The following is a 19,941-nucleotide window of genomic DNA, read 5'->3' on the forward strand; positions in this document are numbered from 1 at the left end:
GGGCGAAGCACGAAGGCTGCTGCAGAAATGCACGCCGTGCGTCTGAAAGATCGGTCGAATCTGATGGGTCCAGCGCAGCAATGACGGGCATCGATTTCGAGCAGATCGTCGACCGCATCCACGAGGCAGCGACCGTTCCGGAGCTCTGGCCTGATGTCCTGGAGCAAATCGCACATGCCGCGGGCGCGCATGGCATGGTCATGATCACCACGGACTCCGATCAGTGGTCCGGTGTCTGGAATGGTGTCGTGACGTCGCCGTCGATCCGCGAGGCCTTCTCGGCGTTCCTGCGTAGCGACCTCTCCAGCCGGACGGAGACGACCCCGCGACTCCTGGCGCTTGATCATCCCGGCTTCGTCGGCGAGCACGAGGCGTTTTCGCCGGAAGAATGGGAGCGCGATCCATATCGGGTGGAATGGAACAAGAAGTGGGGCTTCGAGCATGCCTGCGCGACGGCGGTCCGCAGCCCGTCCGGTGAGATCATCGTCTTCCATATGGAAAGACTGGCCGGCCGGCCCGCCTTTTCGCGGCAGGACCTCGATTTTCTCGACCGCTTTCGCCCCCATCTCGCGCGGGCAGCTTTGCTGTCGACGCGCTGGCGCCTCACCCGGATGCGGGCGGCAACCGAGGCGTTGTCGCTGGTCGGCCTACCGGCCCTCGCGATCACGCGCTCCGGGCGGGTTCTGGCCGCCAACGCCTTGATCGAAGGCATGACGGATGTTCTGCAATGGCTGCCGAAAGACCGGATCGCCATCAAGGACCGCGCGGCCGACACCCTGCTGCGCTCCGGCCTTGCTCAACTCGATGCGCCGGACAAGGCCGTATGCTCCTTCGCCGCGCGTCGCACCAGCGATCTCGATCGCGTGGTCCTTCATCTCGTTTCGATGCCGGGCGAAGCCCGCGATCTCTTCGATGGGGCGGTTGGCCTCCTCATCGCGACACCGGTCGCCGCCTCGCAGGCACCGAGCCTGGCGCTCATTCGCGGCCTGTTCGATCTCACCCCGAGCGAAGCGCGCGTTGCGCGCGGAATTGCGCAAGGACACACGATCGGCGACATCGCCGCGCATCACGGACTCAGCCGCGAAACCATCCGCACGCAGGTCAAGGCCGTCCTCGCCAAGACGGGAACGCGGAACCAGAAGAGCGCAGCTGCACTCTTCGGCGCGATCCCCAAATTGCCGCTGAGGGACTGACGCCAGACTTGCCCAACCCGGAGCCCTGTCCTGCCCGGGGCTCCGCTTCACCCAAATGGGTGAAGACACAGGCCGACGCTCCGGGTTCAACTCCGCCCAAATTGGATCTCTGGCGAGAAGCGGCGGCGATGGCGGGACCGGAATTTCCGATTTTCGAGATGACCCTGGCGCAGCGCAGGCGCAGGACATGGAACTGGAGCGTCTGCACCGTTCAAGGCGCCGTCGTGATGCAGGGCCGGGAATCCAGCCGAGCGGCCGCAAAGTACCGGGCCGAACGAGCGCTTTTCATGCTGCTGCTCACCGCGCCCTATCGTTCCCGACTTTCCGCATAGCAAGGCTCTCGTCGAGCGCTGCAGGGTTGCCTTAGTTCGTGCTGCGCGTCAGCAGGCGCAGCACGATCGCAAACAATTCGCTCTGCGACGAGATGCCGAGCCGTTCATAGGCTCGCTTGCGGTAGGTCAGCGTCGAATGCAGGCTGATGCCGAGCGCCTGCGAGATCGCCTCTGAGCTGAAGCCTGCGAGGATGCGGCGGCAGACCTCCTGCTCGCGCGGCGTCAGCGCGGAGAGCGGCGCGCGCGTGGCGAACAACGCGGCGATGTTCTGGTCGGGTGTCGCGGTCTCCGCCTCCTGGAAATGGCGGGCGACGCTGGCTGCGATCGCCGGCGCGATCGTGCCGAGCCGGTGGCGCTGGACGGCGCTGAAGCGGCCCTGCGCGGCGATGCGGTAGAAATTGACGTAGAAGCAGGTATCGCCGGCCCAGATCGCGGTCGCGCATTTGTCGACGATGCCGGAATCCTGGAAGAAGACTTTTCGGTAACGCGCCCCGTACATGCGCGGCGCGAAGTGGGGCAGCACGATCGGCGCGCCGCCCTCGCCTTCGAACAGCGCGTCGCGGTTGGGATCCGTTTCGTGAAACTGGCCGGCATAGGCGGCGCCGAGATCGCCGCCGATCGGGATGTTGCCGGCATCGAGCAGGCAGCTTGCCGCGCCGGCTCGGCTCAGCGCGAACACCATGCAATGGCCGACGTCCGCCTGCCGGCGCAGCGTGTCGATGAGAACGTTTGGAAAATCGGAGCGGCCGATGGCGAGCACCGCGGGCGTGACATCGCCGGCCGCAAAGCCTGAACCTGTCCCGTTGGGCGGCATCGCTCTCTCCCGGTCGCCTTCCCTATGGCTTGTGCCGATTTGTAGCAGCAGCTCTCGATGACGTGAATGACTGATCTGCCTCGGGTCTTTTGGCATACAGCCAGTCTGGTTCGTCGGGCTAACCGGTTCCGCCTGGAGGAACAAGTGCGGTGGCCCCGCCTTGTCCATCCGATCAGATCAGCCGTTCGTCGGCATTCGGTTGCCGATCGAAGGAGGAGTCATGCGAATTCTCCTCGTTGGCGGTACAGGGTTTCTCGGCTCGGCGATCCATGCCAGGCTGTCGGCCGAAGGCTACGAATGTATGTCGGTGTCGCGCCACCCGGCAGCAGAGCGCGATCGGCGCCATACCAGCCTCGACGTCGCCCGCACAACCGATCCCTCGCAATGGAAGGGCGTCCTTGCGGGCGTCGATGCGGTGATCAACCTGGCCGGAGCGCTCCAGGGACGGGATCTACACGGGGTTCATGTCGCCGGAAGCGCGGCACTCTACAGCGCCTGCGAAAGCGCAGGCATCCGCCGCGTCGTCCTGTTCTCGGCCATCGGCAGCAATGTCGATGCCCCCAGCGATTTTTCTCGTACCAAGCGGGAAGGCGAAGCCGCCTTGATCGCGCGCGACCTCGATTGGGTCATCCTGCGACCCTCCGTCGTGATCGGCCGCGCCGCCTATGGCGGCAGCGCGCTGTTGCGAGGGCTGGCGGCGCTGCCGATTCTGCCGGTCATGCCCGACACGGCGGCGATTCAACCGGTGCATCTCGACGACGTCGTTGAGACCGTGCTGTTCTTCCTGCAGCCGGGCGCGCCTTGCCGCATCGCCATCGATCTGGCCGGCCCACGGCAGATCGCCTTCAGCGACGCGGTCGCGCTGTTTCGGACCTGGCTGCGCTGGAGGCCGGCGTACCGCCTGCAGCTGCCATCCTGGGCAGCTTCGGTTGCTTTCCGCGCGGGGGACGTTGCGCAGATGCTGGGATGGCGAACGCCCATCAACACGACGGCACAGGCGGAAATGCGCCGCGGTGCGAGCGGCGATCCCGGGCCCTGGCGTCGATTGACCGGCACTCCACCGCGCGATCTCGAAGTCGCACTCGCGCGAGAGCCCGCCTCGGTGCAGGAACGCTGGTTTGCACGGCTGTATGCGCTCAAGCCGCTGATCTTCGGCGTCTTCGGCGCGTTTTGGGTCGCCACAGGCATCATCTCGCTGAGCGCGGGCTGGAATATCGGCATGTCGTTGCTGCTTGAAGGCGGGCTGCAAGGGAACGTCGCGGCGCTCGTCGTCACCGCGGGCGCGCTCGCCGACATCGTCATCGGCCTTGCCATTCTCTGGCGGCCTCTGAGCCGCTTCGGACTCTGGGCAGCACTGATCATCTCGCTCACCTATGCCGTGATCGGCACGGTCCTGGTGCCGCGACTGTGGGCCGATCCGCTGGGACCGATGCTGAAGATCTGGCCGGTGATCATGCTCAACCTGGTCGCCATGGCGATCCGGGAGGATCGCTGATGCTCTACCTCCTCGTGAAGATGGCGCACATCATCGGCGCTGCGGTTCTGCTCGGCACCGGGGCCGGCATCGCCTTCTTCATGCTGGTGGCACATCTGCGCGGCGACCCGCGCGAAATCGCGGGGGTCGCGCGGACGGTGGTGCTGGCTGACTTCCTGTTCACGGCGAGTGCCGTGATCCTGCAGCCAATCACCGGGACTTGGCTCGCTTGGTCGAGCGGGTATTCCCTCGGCGACGGCTGGGTGGCGGCGTCGATTGCACTGTATCTCGTGACCGGCGCCTTCTGGCTGCCGGTGGTGTGGATGCAGATGCAGATGCGCGATCTCGCCGTCGCAGCGGTCGCGAGCAACAGCGAGCTGCCCGCCCGCTATCACCGTCTCTTCCGATGGTGGTTCGCCTTCGGCTTTCCGGCTTTCGCGGCCGTGCTGATCATCTTCTGGCTGATGATCGCCCGTCCGGCCATTCCATTCTGGGATTAGATCGGCGCCTTCCAGCTTGATTGGCTTCTCATTGCGCCTGCTTCCAAATGACCGGCGCCGGATTCGGCAAGCTTCAGGAACAGAACCGGACCGGCCGAGTTCGACCTGTTTGGCGCTACATACAATGGAGTTACACGATGAGCCGCGGAATGCCGTCGATGACCGCACTTCTCGGACTGCTCGCAATCGCGGGATATCAGAATCGGGACAAGCTGGCGGAGTTGCTCAGAGGTCCGGGGGCCGGATCCCTCGAACCGTCCAGCGGCCAACAACCGCTTGGCGGCCTGCTCGGAAACCTGACGGGCATGCTGAGCGGGGCCGGGGTTGGAGGACTATTGCAGGGAGGAATTGGCGAGCTGCTGGAGAGATTCAACCAAAACGGCCACGGTGATGCAGCCCAGTCGTGGGTCGGCACGGGGCCGAACAAGGACATCTCGCCCCCGCAATTGCGGGAAGCAATCGGGCCCGACGTGCTGGACAAACTCGAGAAGGAGACCGGGCTTTCGCAAGAGGAAATTCTCGCGAGGCTCTCGCGCGAGCTGCCGCAGGCGGTCGACAAGTACACGCCCGAGGGGCGTCTACCGAGCTGACGGCCTCGTCATTGTCGCCATTGATCAGGAGGAGTGGAGAATGGGCATTATTTGGACGATCATCATCGGCTTTATCGCGGGCATCATCGCGAAATTCATCATGCCGGGTGACAATGAGCCCTCCGGGTTCATCCTCACGACCATCCTGGGCATCGTCGGCGCCTTCGTTGCCACTTACCTTGGCCAGGCCCTAGGCTGGTACCGTCCTGGAGAGGGTGCCGGGCTGATCGGCGCGGTCGTCGGCGCCATCATCGTCCTCTTTGTGTATGGTCTGTTCGCCGGACGACAACGGCGCGCGATCTGAAGAGCAGCAGGCCGGCCCGGTCGGTGGCGACCTGCGTGCGAGCCGATGAGACCTGCCCAAATCCCAGCGGGCGAAGGGGCGCGCCATTGACCGCAGCCCCTTCGCTTTCTTCGTCTCAAGGAGACTGCATCCCGGCACGGGCAGCTGCCGCAGCAGCGCCAGGAAGCAGGGCCTGTCGTTGCTTACACGCTACCCCGCCTCCGCCTTCGCGGGTGCCACGTTGACCGCCAGCTTGCCGTAGCGATCGGTGAAGGCCTCGGTGGCGATCTCTTCCAGCTCGATCTCGCCGCTCATCACGCCCTGTTTCCAAGCCGCCTGCGCCGGATCGTCCTGGAACTCCGGCATCACCTCGCGACCGAACAGCTCGAGCGATTCGCAGATGTGCTCGTGACTGTTCTTGCCGGCCTGGTTGAGCAGGATGACCTGGTCGATATGCGAGGACTGGAAGCGCTTCAGCTTCTTCCGGATGGTCTCGGGTGAGCCGATCAGGCCGCCGCGCAGCGCCGCCTCCTGGGCTTGCGGATTGTCGCGCTTCCACTTGTTGTACTCGTCCCACATGTTGACGGTGTAGGGCGCGGGACGCTGGCGGTTCTGCGCGGCGCCGTAGAAACGCAGCGCGAACTGGAAGAAGGTGGCGCCGTCGGCCCGGGCGCGCGCCTCTTCATCCGTCTTGGCGCACATGAAGAACGAGACCAGCGCCATGTTGGGATTGATCTCGTAGTCGGCGAGCCTGTGCAGACGCTTGGTGATGGCGTTGTAATAGGCGTGCACCCAAGCGTGCGCGGCATCGGCGCTGACGAACTGGAAGCCGAGCGCGCCGAAACCGTGGCGGCCGGCGCGCTCGATGGTCGGCAGCTGCGAGCAGGCCATCCACAACGGCGGGTGCGGCTTCTGCACCGGCTTCGGCACGACGTTGCGCAAGGGGATGTCGAAATATCTGCCGTGATGCTCGCTGCCGGCGTCCTTGAACATCGGGAAGATCGCCGCGACCGCCTCCTCGAACACCTCCTTCTTGGTCTCCATGTCACGGCCGAACGGCTCCAGCTCGGTGATGGAGGCGCTCTCGCCCATGCCGAACTCGCAGCGGCCATTGCTGAGCAGATCCAGCACCGCGACACGCTCGGCGACGCGCGCCGGATGGTTGGTGGTGAGCTGGAGGATGCCGTGGCCGAGCCGGATGTTCTTCGTGCGCTGGCTTGCGGCAGCCAGGAACGATTCCGGCGAGGGCGAGTGCGAATATTCCTCGAGGAAGTGATGCTCGACCACCCAGGCATGGTCGTAGCCGAACCTGTCGGCGAGCTCCATCTGCGAGAGCGCATTCTGATAGAGGGCGAGCTCGTCGCCGGCCCCCCAGGGCCGCGGCAGCTGCAGCTCGTAGAAGATGCCGAACTTCATGGCGTCGCTCTCCCGCCTATTGTTGTTGAGCTCATCTTAATGGGTGAGGCGAAGCTGTCTACGCAGTGGCAATTCCGCTACCCGGGAAGAATGATTTCGCCGCCCGACCTGCGAAGCGGGGCTGGCCACCCCGGCGCTGCGACATCCGCGCAAGTCGATAGGTTGATCCAGATCAACGCCGTGGCGGCCCGGATGCATCAGAAGTGCAGTAAGGCAACGGCCCGGATGCCGTCCCGATTCCCATCCCATCCCGAAGAGACCGAATATGTCGGCCCCTGACGACACGACGTCGCGCGTGCGCCGTAAGCGCATGGAGATCTTTGCGTTCCTGTTCCTGACCGCGGTCGTGATGCCCGTCCTCGCGGTCGGAACGGTCGGCTCATACGGGCTCGGCGTCTGGATCTACCAGATGTTCGCCGGCCCTCCTGGGCCGCCAACCTCCGCGCATTGATCCTTCGACAAGCGAAAGACAGGCATCATGGCCCAATCCACACTTAACCGAACCACACTCAACCGCCGCGCACTGATCACCGGCCGCGTGCTCAGCGCCGACCGCATCGTGGCGCCGCCGGGCGCCGAGATCGCCAGCATCATCGTGCAGGCGCGCCCCGAGCGGCTCGCCGAGGTCGAAGCCGAGATCACGGCGCTGCCCGGCTGCGAGATCCACGGCCGCGACGCGCGCGGCAAGCTCATCGTCGTCGCCGAAGCGGCACCCGATGCCGGCAGCCTCGGCACCACGCTCAACACCATCCAGTCGCTGCAGCACGTCTATTCCGCGGCGCTGGTGTTCCACGCCATCGAAACGACTTAACGGCCGGAGAGCCATCATGACATCGCCGAAGCTCGACCGCCGCCAGATGCTCAAGCTCGAGGCTGCCGCGATCGCCGCGGCCGCCGCCGGCCTTCCCGCACCGGCGCTCGCCGCCAACCTCGCCGCCGAGCGGGAGGTGAGCGAACTGAAATGGGACAAGGCCGCCTGCCGCTTCTGCGGCACCGGCTGCTCGGTGATGGTCGCGACCAAGGACAACCGCGTCGTCGCCACCCACGGCGACATCAAGGCCGAGGTCAATCGCGGCCTCAACTGCGTCAAGGGCTACTTCCTCTCCAAGATCATGTACGGCCACGACCGCCTGACGCAGCCGATGCTGCGCAAGACCAATGGCAAGTACGACAAGAACGGCGACTTCACGCCCGTGTCCTGGACCGAAGCCTTCGACATCATGGAGCTGAAGTGGAAGGAGGCGATCAAGAAGCGCGGTCCCAACGGCGTCGCCATGTTCGGCTCCGGCCAGTGGACGATCTGGGAAGGCTATGCCGCGTCGAAGCTGTTCAAGGCCGGCTTCCGCACCAACAACATCGACCCCAATGCGCGGCACTGCATGGCCTCCGCGGTCGCCGGCATGATGCGCACCTTCGGCATCGACGAGCCGGCCGGCTGCTATGACGACATCGAGGCCACCGACGCCTTCGTGCTGTGGGGCTCCAACATGGCGGAAATGCACCCCATCCTGTGGACGCGCATCGCCGACCGCCGGCTGTCCGCGCCGCATGTCCGCGTCGCCGTGCTCTCCACCTTCGAGCATCGCTCGTTCGACCTCGCCGACATCGGCATGGTGTTCGTGCCGCAGACCGACCTCTACATCCTCAACGCCATCGCCAACCACATCATCAAGACCGGTCGCGTCAACAAGGACTTCGTCGCCGCGCATACCGTGTTCAAGCGCGGCCAGACCGACATCGGCTACGGATTGCGGCCGGAACACCCGCTGCAGAAGAAGGCGACGGGCGCCGCCAAGGCCAACGACTCCACCGACATGAGCTATGACGAGTTCGTCAAGTTCGTCTCGGAGTATACGCTGGAGAAGGCGGCGCAGATGTCGGGCGTGCCGCTGAACCGGCTCGAAGCACTGGCCGAGCTCTATGCCGATCCGAAGACGAAGGTGGTCTCGTTCTGGACCATGGGATTCAACCAGCACACCCGCGGGGTCTGGTGCAACAACCTCGTCTACAACATCCATCTTCTGACCGGAAAGATCTCCGCGCCCGGCAACAGCCCGTTCTCGCTGACCGGCCAGCCGTCGGCCTGCGGCACCGCGCGCGAGGTCGGCACCTTCTCGCATCGCCTGCCCGCCGACATGGTGGTGACCAACAAGGCGCATCGCGACCACACCGAGCAGATCTGGCAGTTGCCCGAAGGCACCATTCCGGACAAGCCCGGCGCCCACGCCGTGCTGCAGAGCCGGATGCTGAAGGACGGCCTGATCAACGCCTATTGGGTGCAGGTCAACAACAATCTCCAGGCCGGTCCCAACGTCAACGAAGAGACTTATCCGGGCTTCCGCAACTCCGACAATTTCATCGTGGTCTCGGATGCCTATCCGACCGTGACGGCGCTCGCCGCCGATCTGATCCTGCCGACCGCGATGTGGGTGGAGAAGGAAGGCGCCTACGGCAATGCCGAGCGGCGCACGCAGTTCTGGCACCAGCTCGTCACCGCGCCGGGCGAAGCCAAATCCGATCTCTGGCAGCTGATGGAATTTTCAAAACGCTTCAAGATCGAGGAGGTCTGGCCCGCGGAGCTGATCGCCAAGAAGCCGGAATATCGCGGCAAGACGCTGTTCGACGTGCTCTACAAGAACGGCCAGGTCGACAAATTCCCTGTTACGGAGATCGAGGCCGGCTACGCCAACGAGGAAGCCAAGGCGTTCGGCTTCTACGTGCAGAAGGGCCTGTTCGAGGAATATGCCCAGTTCGGCCGCGGCCATGGCCACGACCTCGCGCCGTTCGACACCTATCACAGGGAGCGCGGCCTGCGCTGGCCCGTCGTCAACGGCCAGGAGACGAAGTGGCGCTTCCGCGAAGGCAGCGACCCCTACGTCAAGCAGGGCACCGACGTGCAGTTCTACGGCTATCCCGACGGCAAGGCCCGCATCTTCGCGCTGCCCTACGAGCCGGCGGCGGAATCGCCCGACAACGAATATCCCTACTGGCTCTCGACCGGCCGCGTGCTGGAGCACTGGCATTCCGGCACCATGACGCGCCGCGTACCCGAGCTGTTCAAGGCCTTTCCCGAAGCCGTCTGCTTCATGCATCCGGACGATGCGCAGGACATGAAGCTGCGACGCGGCGACGAGGTGAAGGTGGTCTCCCGCCGCGGCTTCATCCGCGCCCGCCTCGAGACGCGCGGCCGCGACCGGCCGCCGCGCGGCCTCGTCTTCGTGCCGTGGTTCGACGAGTCCAAGCTGATCAACAAGGTGACGCTCGACGCCACCGATCCGATCTCGCTGCAGACCGATTTCAAGAAATGCGCCGTGCGCATCGAGCGGGTGAACATGTCATGATGAAACGATCCGCAATCATCCTGTTCGCCTTCGCGGTCGCAGCGGGCACGGGCTCGCTGACGGCGCAGACCGTGACCTCCGGCCTGCGCGGCCCGACCCCGCTCAACGACGAGGGCCCGGCGCCGCCGATGCTGCCGAACCGCAACACTTCCGAGAAGGAGGTGCGCAACTATCCGGAGCAGCCGCCCGTCATCCCGCACAATATCGACGGCTATCAGGTCGATCTCAACGGCAACAAATGCCTGTCCTGCCACGCGCGAGCGCGCACCGCCGAGTCGCAGGCGCCGATGGTCTCGATCACGCATTTCATGGATCGCGACGGCCAGTTCCTGGCCTCGGTCTCGCCGCGCCGCTTCTTCTGCACCGAATGCCACGTGCCGCAGAACACCGCCAATCCGCCGGTCAGCAACGACTTTACCGACATCGATACGCTGCTGTCGCGTGCAAGTCCGGGTGGCCGGCGATGACGACGACTGCTGACGAGCCCAATGCGGAGCTGAAGGCCAAGCGCGGCTTCATCGCGCGCAGCTGGGCGTTTCTGCTCGAGCTCTGGCAGGTGCTGACCCGGCCGAGCTCGGTGTTCGCCCTCGGCACCCTGGTGCTGGCCGGTTTCGTCGCCGGCGTGCTCTTCTGGGGCGGCTTCAACACCGCGCTGGAAATCACCAACACTGAAAAATTCTGCACCGGCTGCCACGAGATGAAGGACAACGTCTACGCCGAGCTGAAGTCGACCATCCACTTCTCCAACCGCTCCGGCGTGCGCGCGACCTGCCCGGACTGCCACGTGCCGCACAACTGGACCGACAAGATCGCGCGCAAGATGCAGGCCTCCAAGGAGGTCTGGGGCAAGATCTTCGGCACGATCGACACGAGGGAGAAATTTAGGGATCATCGGCTCGAGCTCGCCGCGCACGAATGGGCGCGCTTCAAGGCCAATGATTCCCTGGAATGCCGCAATTGCCACAGCGCCGATTCCATGGACATCACCAAGCAGTCGCCGCGGGCCTCGGTGGCGCACCAGCGCTTCCTGTTCACCAAGGAAAAGACCTGCATCGACTGCCACAAGGGCATCGCCCACCAGCTGCCCGACATGCGCGGCGTGCCTGGGTGGCAGTAGGATCGCCATGCCCCGCTTGAACCGGCGGGGCGAATGGTTAGTTTTGGGGGATGGCGAATCGCCTCATTCGCCGCTCCCTCAAGACAGACATGGCCACTTTCACTCCGCATCAGGATGCTGCGCTCAAGGCCGTCGGCGATTGGCTCAAGGCCAGGCCGGGACGGGGCGGCACGCCGCCGGTGTTCCGCCTGTTCGGCTTTGCCGGCACCGGCAAGACCACGCTGGCGCGGCACATCGCCGAGGGCGTCGACGGCGAGGTGAAGTTCGCCGCCTTCACCGGCAAGGCGGCCCTCGTCATGCGCAACAAGGGCTGCGACGGCGCCTCCACCATCCATTCGCTGATCTACCGCGCCCGCGAATCCGGCGAGGAGCAGCCAAGCTTCGAGTTGTGGGACGACGCCCCGGCCTCGAAGGCGAAGCTGATCGTGATCGACGAATGCTCGATGGTCGACGCCGAGCTCGGACGCGACCTGATGTCGTTCGACTGTCCTCTCCTGGTGCTGGGCGATCCCGCGCAGCTGCCGCCGATCCAGGGCGGCGGCTTCTTCACCAATTCCGAGCCCGACGCGATGCTGACCGAGGTGCATCGCCAGGCCCAGGACGATCCGATCGTGCGGATGTCGATGGACGTGCGCGAGGGCCGCGAGCTCGACATCGGCCGCTACGGCGAGAGCGAGGTGGTGTCGCGGAAAGAGCTCGATCCTGATCGCGTCATGGGCGCCGACCAGATCCTGGTCGGCCGCAACAACACGCGACGCGCGTACAATATGAGAGTGCGCCAGCGCCAGAACATCGAGGATCAGTTTCCGGTCGCCGGCGACAAGCTGGTGTGCCTGCGCAACAACCGCAAGAAGGGCCTGTTCAACGGCGGCCTGTGGCGCGTCAAGTCGCGCAACACCTCGCGCTCGAAATCGCGCATCCTCTCGATGCGGCTATCGCCGGACGAGGATTTCGGCCACAAGGTGACCAAGGTCTCGGTGCGCGCCGATTGCTTCGAGGGCGGCGTCGAGCAGATCGCCTGGGAGCAGCGCAAGCCCTATGACGAGTTCGACTACGGCTACGTGCTCACCGTGCACAAGTCGCAGGGCTCGCAATGGGACGATGTCGTGCTGTTCGACGAGAGCTTTGCGTTCCAGGATTCGCGGGCACGGTGGCTGTATACGGGGATCACGCGGGCGGCGAAGCGGTTGAGTATCGTCGTCTAGAGTCCGCTGCCGTAGGGTGGGCAAAGCGCAGCGTGCCCACGCACTATTGCTTGTGGGGAGAGACCGTGGGCACGGCGCGGTGCGCCTTTGCCCACCCTACGGCACCGCAGATGAGGCGCGAGTATTGCCCTCACTTGCCCGCGACGAAGTAAAAGTCCTCGCGGCCTGGCGGCGAGCCATATGTGAACGGCTGCTGCTCGTGCCTGGTCGCGGCCCAGACGTCGTCGCGGACGATGTCGAACAATTTTCGGATCTCGACGCGCGGCTGCTTGATCTCGCGGGCGAGCGCGGTGGCGAACGGGCTGTTGGCGGCACCGTCGCCGTCCATCGCGGTCTCGCCGTGCTTGGCGGCGTAGACCACCATGAAGCCGGCACCGGGCTCGATGTTGGAGAAGCCCTTCTCGACCAGCTTCAGCGACAGGGTGCGTTGCATCGCCGGCGCGAACGGATTGTCGCGGCAGGCATCGAGGACAACGAGGCGCACTTTGCGCGCGGCGCCGACCGCGGCGATCACCTGCTCGAGCGCGACGGCCTCGGTCTCGGCGTCCTTGTCGGCGGTGAGCCTGGCGTCGACCGGCACGAGATAGTTCACCCCGCCGATCTCGAAACCATGGCCGGCATAGTAGACCACGGCCCAATCGGCCTTTTCCGCTTCCTCGGCGAAGGCCTTCAGGGTCTGGAAGAACGTGTCGCGGGTGAGGTCCTTGGTGTCCAGCACGGTCTGGAAGCCGAGGTCGCGCAGCACGCCCGCGATCAGCTTCGAATCGCGCGGCGGATTGGGCAGTGGGTGGGCGTTCTTGTAGGCGCCGTTGCCGATCACCAGCGCGACGCGACGGCCGGTCGTCGCGCTCGCCGCTTCTTTCGGCGTCAGGGCGGCGAGCCGCTCCTGCGCGATGGCACGGGCGCGCGCAACCTCGGTGTCGTCGAACCTCGTCAGCGAATAAGCCGCGGCGCGATAATCGGCGCGGGCCTGCGCGAGATCCTTCCGCCGCTCGTAGATCTGGCCGCGGCCGGAATGGGCGCGGACGTTGTTCGGGTTGATCTGGATGGCCGTGTTGTAATCCTTCAGCGCGGCCTCGAGGTCGCCCTTCATCATGCTGACGTCGGCGCGGTTGTTGATCGCGAACACGTTCCTGGGCTGCTTCTCGATCAGGCCGTTGCAATCGGCCAGGGCGCGGTCGAACTTGCCCATCATGCCGTAGGTGACGCAGCGGTTGCCGGCGATCTGCGGCGCGGCCGCATCAATCTTCTCGGCCTCGGCGAAATCGGCGATGGCGCCGTCGAAATCCTTCATCAGCGTGCGCGCGCGGGCGCGATTGGTCCAGGCGAGCAGGAATTTGGGCGTGTACTTGATCGACAGGCTGAAATCGTCGATCGCGCTCTGCAGCGCGCCGCGGCGCGCGTGGATGACGCCGCGGTTGTTGTAGGGAACGCCATAGGCCGGGCGCTTCTGGAGCGCGAGGTTGTAGTCGGCCATCGCGAGATCCTCCTGTCCGCTGCGCTCATAGGCGAGGCCGCGCAGGTTGAGCGCGACGACGTTGTCCGGATCGAGGTCGATGGCCATGGACAGCGTCTCGATCGCGTGGACATGGTCGCGCTTGTTGAGCAGGATATTGCCGCGCACGGACAGGGCGATCGCCTTGTCCTTGCCGGTGAGACGATCGGCGTTCAGCAGGTTCTCGCAAACCGTAGCGCGGGCCTGCAGCTCGGCCTGACGGTCGCGGCACAAAGCGAGATCGTCGCCGGGTTGGGGATCGGCCGCGGCACTGCAAGTGCCGGCGGCGAGGACGGCGAGGATCAGGAATACGACGCGCAGCATGTTGTCAGGCCAGCTCCAGCCACCATTTTGGTTCGATCGTCGATCGCGCCGGTTCATCTAGCGCGGAGTTCCGCACCCCGCCAAGCGGGCCGGTTGCCGCGTCAACCCTGCGCGTCCTCACGGTCTCGTGTCCGCCCCGGCGTAACAATCGGCGGCTCGGCCCGTATCTCGGATGATGCGAAAACGCGGCCGGGCAGGCTGTTCGCCCGGTCCCGTCCGCCCTAGACTGTCAGACCTCCCCAAAAGAGGATTGCCGAAAGAGGATTGCCATGCGCCGAACCGCCCTCGCCACCCTGCTCGCCGCAACCACCGCCCTGACGCTGGCTTTCTTGATGCCGTCCCGGGCCGCGGAGGAGGCGGTCGTGATCCCAGCTCCCGCGTTGGACGCTTCGCCCGCAAGCGGCATCCAGACCGCCGTGCTCGCCGGCGGCTGCTTCTGGGGCGTGCAAGGCGTCTTCCAGCACACGTCCGGCGTGGTCAACGCGGTGTCCGGCTATGCCGGCGGCACCAAGGCTACCGCCGACTACCAGGCGGTATCGAGCGGCCGGACCGGCCATGCGGAATCGGTCGAGATCAAGTACGATCCGAAGAAGATCTCCTACGGCAAGATCCTCCAGATCTACTTCTCGGTGGTGCACGACCCGACCCAGCTCAACCGCCAGGGCCCCGACGTCGGCCCGCAATATCGCTCGGCCATCTTCACCACGTCGGACGAGCAGAAGAAGGTGGCGGAGGCCTATATCGCCCAGCTCAACGGCGCGAAGGTGTTCAACAAGCCGATCGTGACCAAGATCGGCGCGCTGGAGGCGTTCTATCCGGCGGAGGCCTATCACCAGGACTATCTGACGCTGCACCCGAACCAGCCTTACATCGCCTACAACGACATCCCGAAGGTCGAGAACCTGAAAAAGCTGTTCGCGGATAACTACATTGAGAAGCCGACGCTGGTGAATGCCGGCAAGGCCACCAACTGATCGAAAGATCACCAAAGCAACGGGAGACCCATGCCCGACACCAAGACGAAAGCGACCGAGGACAAGGTCATCAAGAGCGAAGAGCAGTGGCGGCGCGAGCTATCGCCGATGCAATACGCCGTGCTGCGCGAGAAGGCGACCGAGCGTCCCTTCTCGGGCGAATATGAGCACGAGCACCGTGCCGGCACTTATGTCTGTGCCGGCTGCGGCAACGTGCTGTTCGAGTCGGATGCCAAGTTCGATTCCGGCTGCGGCTGGCCGAGCTTCACCCAGCCGGCGGCCGAGAGCCACATCGACGAGGAGCGGGACACCAGCCACGGCATGATCCGCACCGAGGTGCTCTGCTCCAAATGCAGCGGCCATCTCGGCCACGTCTTCCCCGACGGCCCCGGGCCGACCGGCCTGCGCTATTGCATCAACTCCGCGGCGCTGAAGCTCGAGCCCAAATAACGCGGCGCGCCGGCGGGTTCCCCCGTGGAACCCGGCGGCGCGATGTGCTTTTCTGCTCTGGCGGTGCGGCCGATCCTCTTAATTTCGGCGCCCGCCAGGGAGGATGCCATGACGCTTGGGACCATCCTGATCATCCTGGTGATCATCTATCTCGTCGGCGGCCTGTCCGGCCGGTTCGGCGGCTACGGCTATGGCCTTGGTCATTCCGGCATGGGGATCGGCGGGGTCGTGCTGGTCATCCTGGTCGTGCTGCTGCTTCTTGGCAAAGTTTAAACCATATAAGTCGTTGAAATATAAATATTTTATTCGTCAGCGGAGCTGCCATGCGCGGATTCATCATCTCGCATCGCGGGGGTCGCATTTTTGTCAAATCGGCCTATATTAGAGGGCGACAATGACATGTGGCGGGCCCGCTCGATTGCGGCCCCTGCCCTCCCCAACCCCACGCGCTTAAAGCCCCAGAGAAGATCACGAGGTCTTTGACCATGCGTCCACTGCGTCCGTTCAACTTCAACACCTCCGCCGAGCTCTTCCCCGCCGCCATCCGCAAGAAGAAGCGCGCGGGCTTCACCTATCGCCGGTTCGGCACGGCGGCCGAGGCCGTGCAGTTCGCGATGGAGCAGTTGCCGACGGACTCGCTGAACGGCGCCTATCTCCAGGTCGAGGAAGCGCGCTTCGACCAGAACGGCATCCGCTCGCTGTACGAGAGCGATGCCTTCCCGCTGCCCCGCCGGCCGAAGCCGGCCCCGGCCGCGGAGACCGACGCCGACGCGGCGTAAGCTTTCGCAACAAAGTTCGATGTGCGCAGAAGGCGCGATGGCCGAAAGGTCGTCGCGCCTTTTGTGTTTTGGGGATTTGTCCGGCCGTCATTGCGAGCGCAGCGAAGCAATCCAGAGTCCCTCCGCGGAAAGATTCTGGATTGCTTCGCTGCGCTCGCAATGACGACGCAGGGAGATCCGGCGCATTGTCGACCAGTTGGACTCGCGGCAAGCCCTCTCAGCCGGGCTACATCCGCGGCTGCTTTTCCAGCCAGCGGCGCAAGAGGCGAACGTTGCGCATGTTGGCGCGGAACATGACGTCGAAGGCGTCGCCCGCGAACGGGACGAGGCCAACCACGCCGTCGACGGCGACATTGCCGAGCATGCGCGCCGTGATGTGCCAGGGCGCGCCCAGCGCGCGGGCCTCGCGCACCAGCCACAGCGAGATCGCGGTGGTGATGATGTCGCCGACGACGGGGATCAGGCCGATCAGCCCGTCGATGCCGTAGCGGATGTTGGTGCCGGGCAGGATGAAGGCGACGTCGAGCAGCTTGGCGATCGCCTCGAGCCGCGCGATCCGCTGCTCGCGGGTCAGATTGCCGAACGGGCCGCCTTGCCCGAACTCGAAGCGAAACTCGCGAAATCCCTGCTCCAGGCTTTCGGGCCTGATCTCATGGCCTTCCTGGTCGATGATCGGCCCGCGGGCTTCGTCGCGCGAGAAGCGCGCACGCGAGCTGTTCCCGGAACGGGATTTGCGCGGAGCGAGGATGTCGTCGTCGGGCATGCCCATGGCCTCGAGTGAACGCGCCAGCGCGGCGGAGGTTGCTGCCGCGCCCGAACGCCGCGCGTCAGGTCGGCGCCGGCGCGGCTTGCGGCTCCTCGACATAGCGATGCACGAGCCAGGATGAAATCACCGCCGGCACGAAACCCACGAGCCCGTACAGGATGAACTGCACCGCGCCCGAATCCGGCCCGCGCGAGCTGTAGGTGAGCGAGGCCAGGACGAAGGCGAACAGGCCGACCAGGAGCATCCGCAAGCCGGGACCGATCCGGCGGATGTGGAGCAGGATGTCGTCGACCGCGCCGATCATCAGCGAGGGGAGGAAGCCGAACAGGTAGCTGTATTGCAGGGTCTTGAAGAACACCGCGAACAGCTTGCCGACCTCGGCAAGATTGGTCTGCGCCCAATAGCCGGACTGGTAGGTCGTCGTCAGCAGCAGCAGGAACCCGCCGACGAACGGGCCGACCAGCGCAAACACCAGATAGCGTTTCATCAAGCACCTCACACTTTGCCGGCGTTATAGCAGCGCAGCGGGAACCTTGAACAGCGGGCGCCGGGCGCCTTAAGGGGAACAAGTGGCAAGGCGATGAGTTCATGCTGGACCTGAATTCAACCCCTGACAGACTGGAGCCGCCGATGGCCCGCAAGATTTTCCTGGCGACGATCGCGCTGGCGGCCCTCAGCGGGCTGTCGACGTCACCCACGTTCGCCCAAGGCCATATGGGCACGCCGCAGGAGCAGCAGGCCTGCTCGCGCGATGCCCAGCGCTTCTGCCGCAAGGACCTCGGCAATGACGGCGCGGTGCAAAGCTGTCTGCAAGCCAACCGGGCCAAGCTGTCGAAGCCCTGCAGCAAGGTGTTTCAGAGCCACGGCATGTGAGGACGGACCCACCCCCGCGAACGGAGCGTGAAGCCATGTTGCACGACGAAGAGCTCTCGATCCTGCGGGACATCAGCCAGTCCGTTGCCTTCGCCGACGACCGGCAGGGCAAGATGGGGCAATTGATCGCCGACGGCTACGTGATGAAGGACGGCGATCTGTTCGAGCTGACGCCCAAGGGCGTCACCGCCGTCGAGGAGCACGCCGCTCTCGGTGTGAGCGATGCGGAACAGGCGCGGGCGTCGTAGGCTGGCTGATCTTGTTCGCGCACGACGTGACTGGCGTGCAACAATTGCGAATTCCTTTGTGCCGGCCATTGCGGGCGCGTGACATTGGCGCATACTTCGCTCGGGCGGCGCAGCACTTTCGATTCGAGCATCACGAAATCGAGCGACCACATGCGGGATTGAAGCTCCCGGCGTGAAGGCTGTGACATGCGGCAGATCAAGCCGCGTGCGGCGCCCCAAAACCAAGTGGCTCAAGCCACGGAACTCGGGGACGCAACCTTCATGACGCGCTATCAGACCATCACCTCTCTCTTCGCCTTCGCCACTACCTTCGTACTCCAGACATCACCCAGTCTCGCCTTCTCGCAAGAAGCCCAGCAGATGTGCTCGGGTGACGCGATGCGGCTGTGCTCCAGCGAGATTCCCGACATCCCGCGCATCACCGCCTGCATGGTCCGGAACAAGGCCCATGTCAGCCCCGGCTGCCGCGCCGTGATGGACCGCGAGCACGCCGCCGCGGCGGCATCGCGCAAGCGGGAAGCGGCGGCGCAGTAGGTCCCTCGGACGTCATTCCGGGGCGTGCGAAGCACGAGCCCGGAATCCATCGGGCGGCATGTGACGCGGTGAAATGGATTCCGGGCTCGCGCTACGCGCGCCCCGGAATGACAGAAGAGCCTAATCGCCCCACTGCGCGAAGGCGTCGTTGAAGGCGCGCTCGCCGGGGGCGCCCTTCTCGATGGCGATGATGGCGCGGCGCTGGTTGGCGTAGACCAGCGGCACGTCGAACCAGGAGCGCTCCTTCAGGAGCTGGACGTTGCGGGCGCGGTCGGCATCAACATTGGAGAGGCCCACCAGGAAGAAGCCGTCGGTGACCTTGACCGCAAGGCCTGCGAGCGGCGTGCCGCGGGCCTGCTCGTTCGACTTCATCAAGATGCCCGGCACGTTGGAGACGCTGCCGCCGGGGAAATCCTGCGGCAGGATGAAGGTCAATTCCGCGGTGTGGCTCGCCGGCAGCGAGGAGTCGGTGTTGCGGCGGAACGACATCGTCATCTTGAACTTGCGGTCGGGGATCTCGATGTCGGCGCGCACGGCGAGGTCGGCCTTCTGGTTGCCTGAGGCCTTGATCGGCTCGAGCCGCCACACCACCGAGCCGACATATTGCTTGCCCTTCGGGTCGGACGGATCCTCGTCATAGAGCACGACCTTCTGCGCCACCGGCGCGACCGGCTGGTCGCTGGCCGAGGGCTGGCCGACGCGATCGGGAATCTTGGGCTTGCTCTGCGGCTGTGCCGGGGTCGGCGTATCAGCCACTTGCGTCGCGGACGGCTTGAGAAAGCCGTTGACGATCTGGACCAGCTGCTTGCCCCAGAGGATGCCGGCGCCGACCAGGATGAGCACGATGCCGACGGCAATCGCGCTCTTGAACGGAAAGGCGGAGCGGGTGCGGGCGCGCTTCTTGACGTCGCGGTCGGGGGCAATGCGCGAACGCGGCGAGGGCGGCTGCGGCGTGTAGCGCTCGGCCTCCTCGATCGACTCGTCGTAGGAATAGGGCGCCTCGGATTCGCCGGTGCGGTTTTCCAGGCTCGGCTCCAGCCGGTCGAATTCCGGCGAGGGCGAGGGCACGTTGGCGTAGGTGCGGCGCGCGGCGCGGCTGGCCTGCGCGGCGGCACCGCCGAGATCATTGGCATCGGCCGTGATGTCGCGGAAGCCGCGCACGCCGGGCGAGGACGGCAGCGGCGGCGGCGGCGGCGGTCCCACATCGGGCGGACGGCGTGCAGCCTGGCGATC

At 65.3% G+C, this 19,941-nt stretch carries 25 protein-coding genes; 19 read left to right on the top strand and 6 right to left on the bottom strand.

Going from position 1 to position 19,941, the window contains the following annotated elements; translation table 11 throughout:
- The first annotated feature begins 80 nt into the window (after positions 1-80).
- Positions 81-1,193, top strand: a complete 1,113-nt coding sequence (locus XI05_RS11795; RefSeq protein ID WP_271501712.1) for a helix-turn-helix transcriptional regulator — start codon at positions 81-83, stop codon at positions 1,191-1,193.
- A gap of 128 nt (positions 1,194-1,321) precedes the next feature.
- Positions 1,322-1,525 (top strand): hypothetical protein, encoded by a 204-nt coding sequence (locus tag XI05_RS11800; RefSeq protein ID WP_271501715.1) that lies wholly within the window; start codon positions 1,322-1,324, stop codon positions 1,523-1,525.
- A gap of 31 nt (positions 1,526-1,556) precedes the next feature.
- Here the strand turns inward: XI05_RS11800 and XI05_RS11805 are convergent, their stop codons facing one another.
- Positions 1,557-2,339 (bottom strand): helix-turn-helix transcriptional regulator, encoded by a 783-nt coding sequence (locus XI05_RS11805; RefSeq protein WP_271501718.1) that lies wholly within the window; start codon positions 2,337-2,339, stop codon positions 1,557-1,559.
- 220 nt (positions 2,340-2,559) lie between these two features.
- Here XI05_RS11805 and XI05_RS11810 point away from each other — a divergent pair, with 220 nt between their 5' ends.
- The 4 genes from XI05_RS11810 (at position 2,560) to XI05_RS11825 (ending at position 5,207) form a co-directional block, all read left to right on the top strand.
- Complete coding sequence (locus XI05_RS11810; protein WP_271501722.1) at positions 2,560-3,834, top strand: SDR family oxidoreductase; 1,275 nt, start codon at positions 2,560-2,562, stop codon at positions 3,832-3,834.
- Positions 3,834-4,313, top strand: a complete 480-nt coding sequence (locus XI05_RS11815; protein ID WP_271501723.1) for a DUF2269 family protein — start codon at positions 3,834-3,836, stop codon at positions 4,311-4,313. Before XI05_RS11810 ends, XI05_RS11815 begins: the two co-directional genes overlap by 1 nt.
- 137 nt (positions 4,314-4,450) lie before the next feature.
- A complete protein-coding gene (locus XI05_RS11820) occupies positions 4,451-4,903 on the top strand; it encodes a YidB family protein (RefSeq protein ID WP_172784681.1) in 453 nt (150 codons plus the stop codon).
- Between the two features lie 40 nt (positions 4,904-4,943).
- Positions 4,944-5,207 (top strand): GlsB/YeaQ/YmgE family stress response membrane protein, encoded by a 264-nt coding sequence (locus tag XI05_RS11825; protein ID WP_172784682.1) that lies wholly within the window; start codon positions 4,944-4,946, stop codon positions 5,205-5,207.
- Between the two features lie 189 nt (positions 5,208-5,396).
- On the opposite strand, the gene XI05_RS11830 is transcribed toward XI05_RS11825, so the two are convergent.
- On the bottom strand, positions 5,397-6,602 hold the full coding sequence (locus XI05_RS11830) for an LLM class flavin-dependent oxidoreductase (protein ID WP_271501725.1): 1,206 nt from the start codon (positions 6,600-6,602) through the stop codon (positions 5,397-5,399).
- A 265-nt stretch (positions 6,603-6,867) separates the two neighbouring features.
- Here XI05_RS11830 and napE point away from each other — a divergent pair, with 265 nt between their 5' ends.
- The 6 genes from napE (at position 6,868) to XI05_RS11860 (ending at position 12,265) form a co-directional block, all read left to right on the top strand.
- Positions 6,868-7,053, top strand: a complete 186-nt coding sequence (gene napE / locus XI05_RS11835; RefSeq protein ID WP_018641487.1) for a periplasmic nitrate reductase, NapE protein — start codon at positions 6,868-6,870, stop codon at positions 7,051-7,053.
- Between the two features lie 27 nt (positions 7,054-7,080).
- Complete coding sequence (locus XI05_RS11840) at positions 7,081-7,413, top strand: chaperone NapD (RefSeq protein ID WP_271501728.1); 333 nt, start codon at positions 7,081-7,083, stop codon at positions 7,411-7,413.
- A gap of 16 nt (positions 7,414-7,429) precedes the next feature.
- Positions 7,430-9,943, top strand: a complete 2,514-nt coding sequence (gene napA / locus XI05_RS11845; protein WP_271501731.1) for a nitrate reductase catalytic subunit NapA — start codon at positions 7,430-7,432, stop codon at positions 9,941-9,943.
- Positions 9,907-10,410 carry a nitrate reductase cytochrome c-type subunit gene (locus XI05_RS11850; protein WP_442869262.1) on the top strand — a complete coding sequence of 168 codons (504 nt, stop codon included), beginning with the start codon at positions 9,907-9,909 and terminating at the stop codon, positions 10,408-10,410. Before napA ends, XI05_RS11850 begins: the two co-directional genes overlap by 37 nt.
- Positions 10,407-11,060, top strand: a complete 654-nt coding sequence (locus XI05_RS11855) for a NapC/NirT family cytochrome c (RefSeq protein WP_271501736.1) — start codon at positions 10,407-10,409, stop codon at positions 11,058-11,060. The genes XI05_RS11850 and XI05_RS11855 overlap by 4 nt, the downstream gene beginning before the upstream one ends.
- Positions 11,061-11,149: 89 nt before the next feature.
- Complete coding sequence (locus XI05_RS11860; RefSeq protein WP_271501739.1) at positions 11,150-12,265, top strand: ATP-dependent DNA helicase; 1,116 nt, start codon at positions 11,150-11,152, stop codon at positions 12,263-12,265.
- Between the two features lie 130 nt (positions 12,266-12,395).
- Here the strand turns inward: XI05_RS11860 and XI05_RS11865 are convergent, their stop codons facing one another.
- Positions 12,396-14,084 carry a caspase family protein gene (locus XI05_RS11865; protein WP_271501741.1) on the bottom strand — a complete coding sequence of 563 codons (1,689 nt, stop codon included), beginning with the start codon at positions 14,082-14,084 and terminating at the stop codon, positions 12,396-12,398.
- Positions 14,085-14,353: 269 nt separating this feature from the next.
- Between XI05_RS11865 and msrA the strand changes: the two genes are divergently transcribed.
- From msrA to XI05_RS11885, 4 genes are all read left to right on the top strand, one after another.
- A complete protein-coding gene (gene msrA / locus XI05_RS11870; protein ID WP_271501744.1) occupies positions 14,354-15,058 on the top strand; it encodes a peptide-methionine (S)-S-oxide reductase MsrA in 705 nt (234 codons plus the stop codon).
- 30 nt (positions 15,059-15,088) lie between these two features.
- Entirely contained in the window at positions 15,089-15,508 is a 420-nt protein-coding gene (gene msrB / locus XI05_RS11875; RefSeq protein WP_212254324.1) for a peptide-methionine (R)-S-oxide reductase MsrB, read from the top strand.
- A 108-nt stretch (positions 15,509-15,616) separates the two neighbouring features.
- Positions 15,617-15,781, top strand: coding sequence for a DUF3309 family protein (locus XI05_RS11880; protein WP_172784692.1), 165 nt, complete (start codon positions 15,617-15,619; stop codon positions 15,779-15,781).
- A 212-nt stretch (positions 15,782-15,993) separates the two neighbouring features.
- Complete coding sequence (locus XI05_RS11885; protein WP_024337713.1) at positions 15,994-16,287, top strand: hypothetical protein; 294 nt, start codon at positions 15,994-15,996, stop codon at positions 16,285-16,287.
- Between the two features lie 226 nt (positions 16,288-16,513).
- On the opposite strand, the gene XI05_RS11890 is transcribed toward XI05_RS11885, so the two are convergent.
- Together XI05_RS11890 and XI05_RS11895 are read right to left on the bottom strand one after the other, a co-directional pair.
- Positions 16,514-17,056: a DUF4112 domain-containing protein gene (locus XI05_RS11890; RefSeq protein WP_271501746.1), complete on the bottom strand. Its 543-nt coding sequence runs from the start codon at positions 17,054-17,056 to the stop codon at positions 16,514-16,516.
- Between the two features lie 58 nt (positions 17,057-17,114).
- The gene (locus XI05_RS11895; RefSeq protein WP_172784695.1) at positions 17,115-17,540 is read right to left on the bottom strand and encodes a DUF5413 family protein; all 426 of its coding nucleotides are present in this window, start codon (positions 17,538-17,540) and stop codon (positions 17,115-17,117) included.
- 143 nt (positions 17,541-17,683) lie between these two features.
- Here XI05_RS11895 and XI05_RS11900 point away from each other — a divergent pair, with 143 nt between their 5' ends.
- The 3 genes from XI05_RS11900 to XI05_RS11910 all read left to right on the top strand — a co-directional run bounded on the left by XI05_RS11900 (position 17,684) and on the right by XI05_RS11910 (position 18,708).
- Positions 17,684-17,926 carry a cysteine rich repeat-containing protein gene (locus XI05_RS11900; RefSeq protein ID WP_271501748.1) on the top strand — a complete coding sequence of 81 codons (243 nt, stop codon included), beginning with the start codon at positions 17,684-17,686 and terminating at the stop codon, positions 17,924-17,926.
- Between the two features lie 35 nt (positions 17,927-17,961).
- On the top strand, positions 17,962-18,174 hold the full coding sequence (locus XI05_RS11905; protein WP_271501750.1) for a hypothetical protein: 213 nt from the start codon (positions 17,962-17,964) through the stop codon (positions 18,172-18,174).
- Positions 18,175-18,435: 261 nt separating this feature from the next.
- Positions 18,436-18,708 carry a hypothetical protein gene (locus tag XI05_RS11910; RefSeq protein ID WP_271501752.1) on the top strand — a complete coding sequence of 91 codons (273 nt, stop codon included), beginning with the start codon at positions 18,436-18,438 and terminating at the stop codon, positions 18,706-18,708.
- Positions 18,709-18,828: 120 nt separating this feature from the next.
- On the opposite strand, the gene XI05_RS11915 is transcribed toward XI05_RS11910, so the two are convergent.
- A partial coding sequence (locus tag XI05_RS11915) for a hypothetical protein (RefSeq protein ID WP_271501754.1) occupies positions 18,829-19,941 on the bottom strand: 1,113 nt, incomplete at its 5' end.

Origin of the sequence: Bradyrhizobium sp. CCBAU 11357 (assembly GCF_028128865.1) — a bacterium.
GTDB lineage: Bacteria > Pseudomonadota > Alphaproteobacteria > Rhizobiales > Xanthobacteraceae > Bradyrhizobium.

Coding starts and splice junctions, on each gene's coding strand:
- XI05_RS11795 (WP_271501712.1), top strand. CDS start 81: ATGACGGGCATCGATTTCGAGCAGATCGTCGACCGCATCCACGAGGCA.
- XI05_RS11800 (WP_271501715.1), top strand. CDS start 1,322: ATGGCGGGACCGGAATTTCCGATTTTCGAGATGACCCTGGCGCAGCGC.
- XI05_RS11805 (WP_271501718.1), bottom strand. CDS start 2,339: ATGCCGCCCAACGGGACAGGTTCAGGCTTTGCGGCCGGCGATGTCACG.
- XI05_RS11810 (WP_271501722.1), top strand. CDS start 2,560: ATGCGAATTCTCCTCGTTGGCGGTACAGGGTTTCTCGGCTCGGCGATC.
- XI05_RS11815 (WP_271501723.1), top strand. CDS start 3,834: ATGCTCTACCTCCTCGTGAAGATGGCGCACATCATCGGCGCTGCGGTT.
- XI05_RS11820 (WP_172784681.1), top strand. CDS start 4,451: ATGAGCCGCGGAATGCCGTCGATGACCGCACTTCTCGGACTGCTCGCA.
- XI05_RS11825 (WP_172784682.1), top strand. CDS start 4,944: ATGGGCATTATTTGGACGATCATCATCGGCTTTATCGCGGGCATCATC.
- XI05_RS11830 (WP_271501725.1), bottom strand. CDS start 6,602: ATGAAGTTCGGCATCTTCTACGAGCTGCAGCTGCCGCGGCCCTGGGGG.
- napE (WP_018641487.1), top strand. CDS start 6,868: ATGTCGGCCCCTGACGACACGACGTCGCGCGTGCGCCGTAAGCGCATG.
- XI05_RS11840 (WP_271501728.1), top strand. CDS start 7,081: ATGGCCCAATCCACACTTAACCGAACCACACTCAACCGCCGCGCACTG.
- napA (WP_271501731.1), top strand. CDS start 7,430: ATGACATCGCCGAAGCTCGACCGCCGCCAGATGCTCAAGCTCGAGGCT.
- XI05_RS11850 (WP_442869262.1), top strand. CDS start 9,907: ATGCGCCGTGCGCATCGAGCGGGTGAACATGTCATGATGAAACGATCC.
- XI05_RS11855 (WP_271501736.1), top strand. CDS start 10,407: ATGACGACGACTGCTGACGAGCCCAATGCGGAGCTGAAGGCCAAGCGC.
- XI05_RS11860 (WP_271501739.1), top strand. CDS start 11,150: ATGGCCACTTTCACTCCGCATCAGGATGCTGCGCTCAAGGCCGTCGGC.
- XI05_RS11865 (WP_271501741.1), bottom strand. CDS start 14,084: ATGCTGCGCGTCGTATTCCTGATCCTCGCCGTCCTCGCCGCCGGCACT.
- msrA (WP_271501744.1), top strand. CDS start 14,354: ATGCGCCGAACCGCCCTCGCCACCCTGCTCGCCGCAACCACCGCCCTG.
- msrB (WP_212254324.1), top strand. CDS start 15,089: ATGCCCGACACCAAGACGAAAGCGACCGAGGACAAGGTCATCAAGAGC.
- XI05_RS11880 (WP_172784692.1), top strand. CDS start 15,617: ATGACGCTTGGGACCATCCTGATCATCCTGGTGATCATCTATCTCGTC.
- XI05_RS11885 (WP_024337713.1), top strand. CDS start 15,994: ATGCGTCCACTGCGTCCGTTCAACTTCAACACCTCCGCCGAGCTCTTC.
- XI05_RS11890 (WP_271501746.1), bottom strand. CDS start 17,056: ATGGGCATGCCCGACGACGACATCCTCGCTCCGCGCAAATCCCGTTCC.
- XI05_RS11895 (WP_172784695.1), bottom strand. CDS start 17,540: ATGAAACGCTATCTGGTGTTTGCGCTGGTCGGCCCGTTCGTCGGCGGG.
- XI05_RS11900 (WP_271501748.1), top strand. CDS start 17,684: ATGGCCCGCAAGATTTTCCTGGCGACGATCGCGCTGGCGGCCCTCAGC.
- XI05_RS11905 (WP_271501750.1), top strand. CDS start 17,962: ATGTTGCACGACGAAGAGCTCTCGATCCTGCGGGACATCAGCCAGTCC.
- XI05_RS11910 (WP_271501752.1), top strand. CDS start 18,436: ATGACGCGCTATCAGACCATCACCTCTCTCTTCGCCTTCGCCACTACC.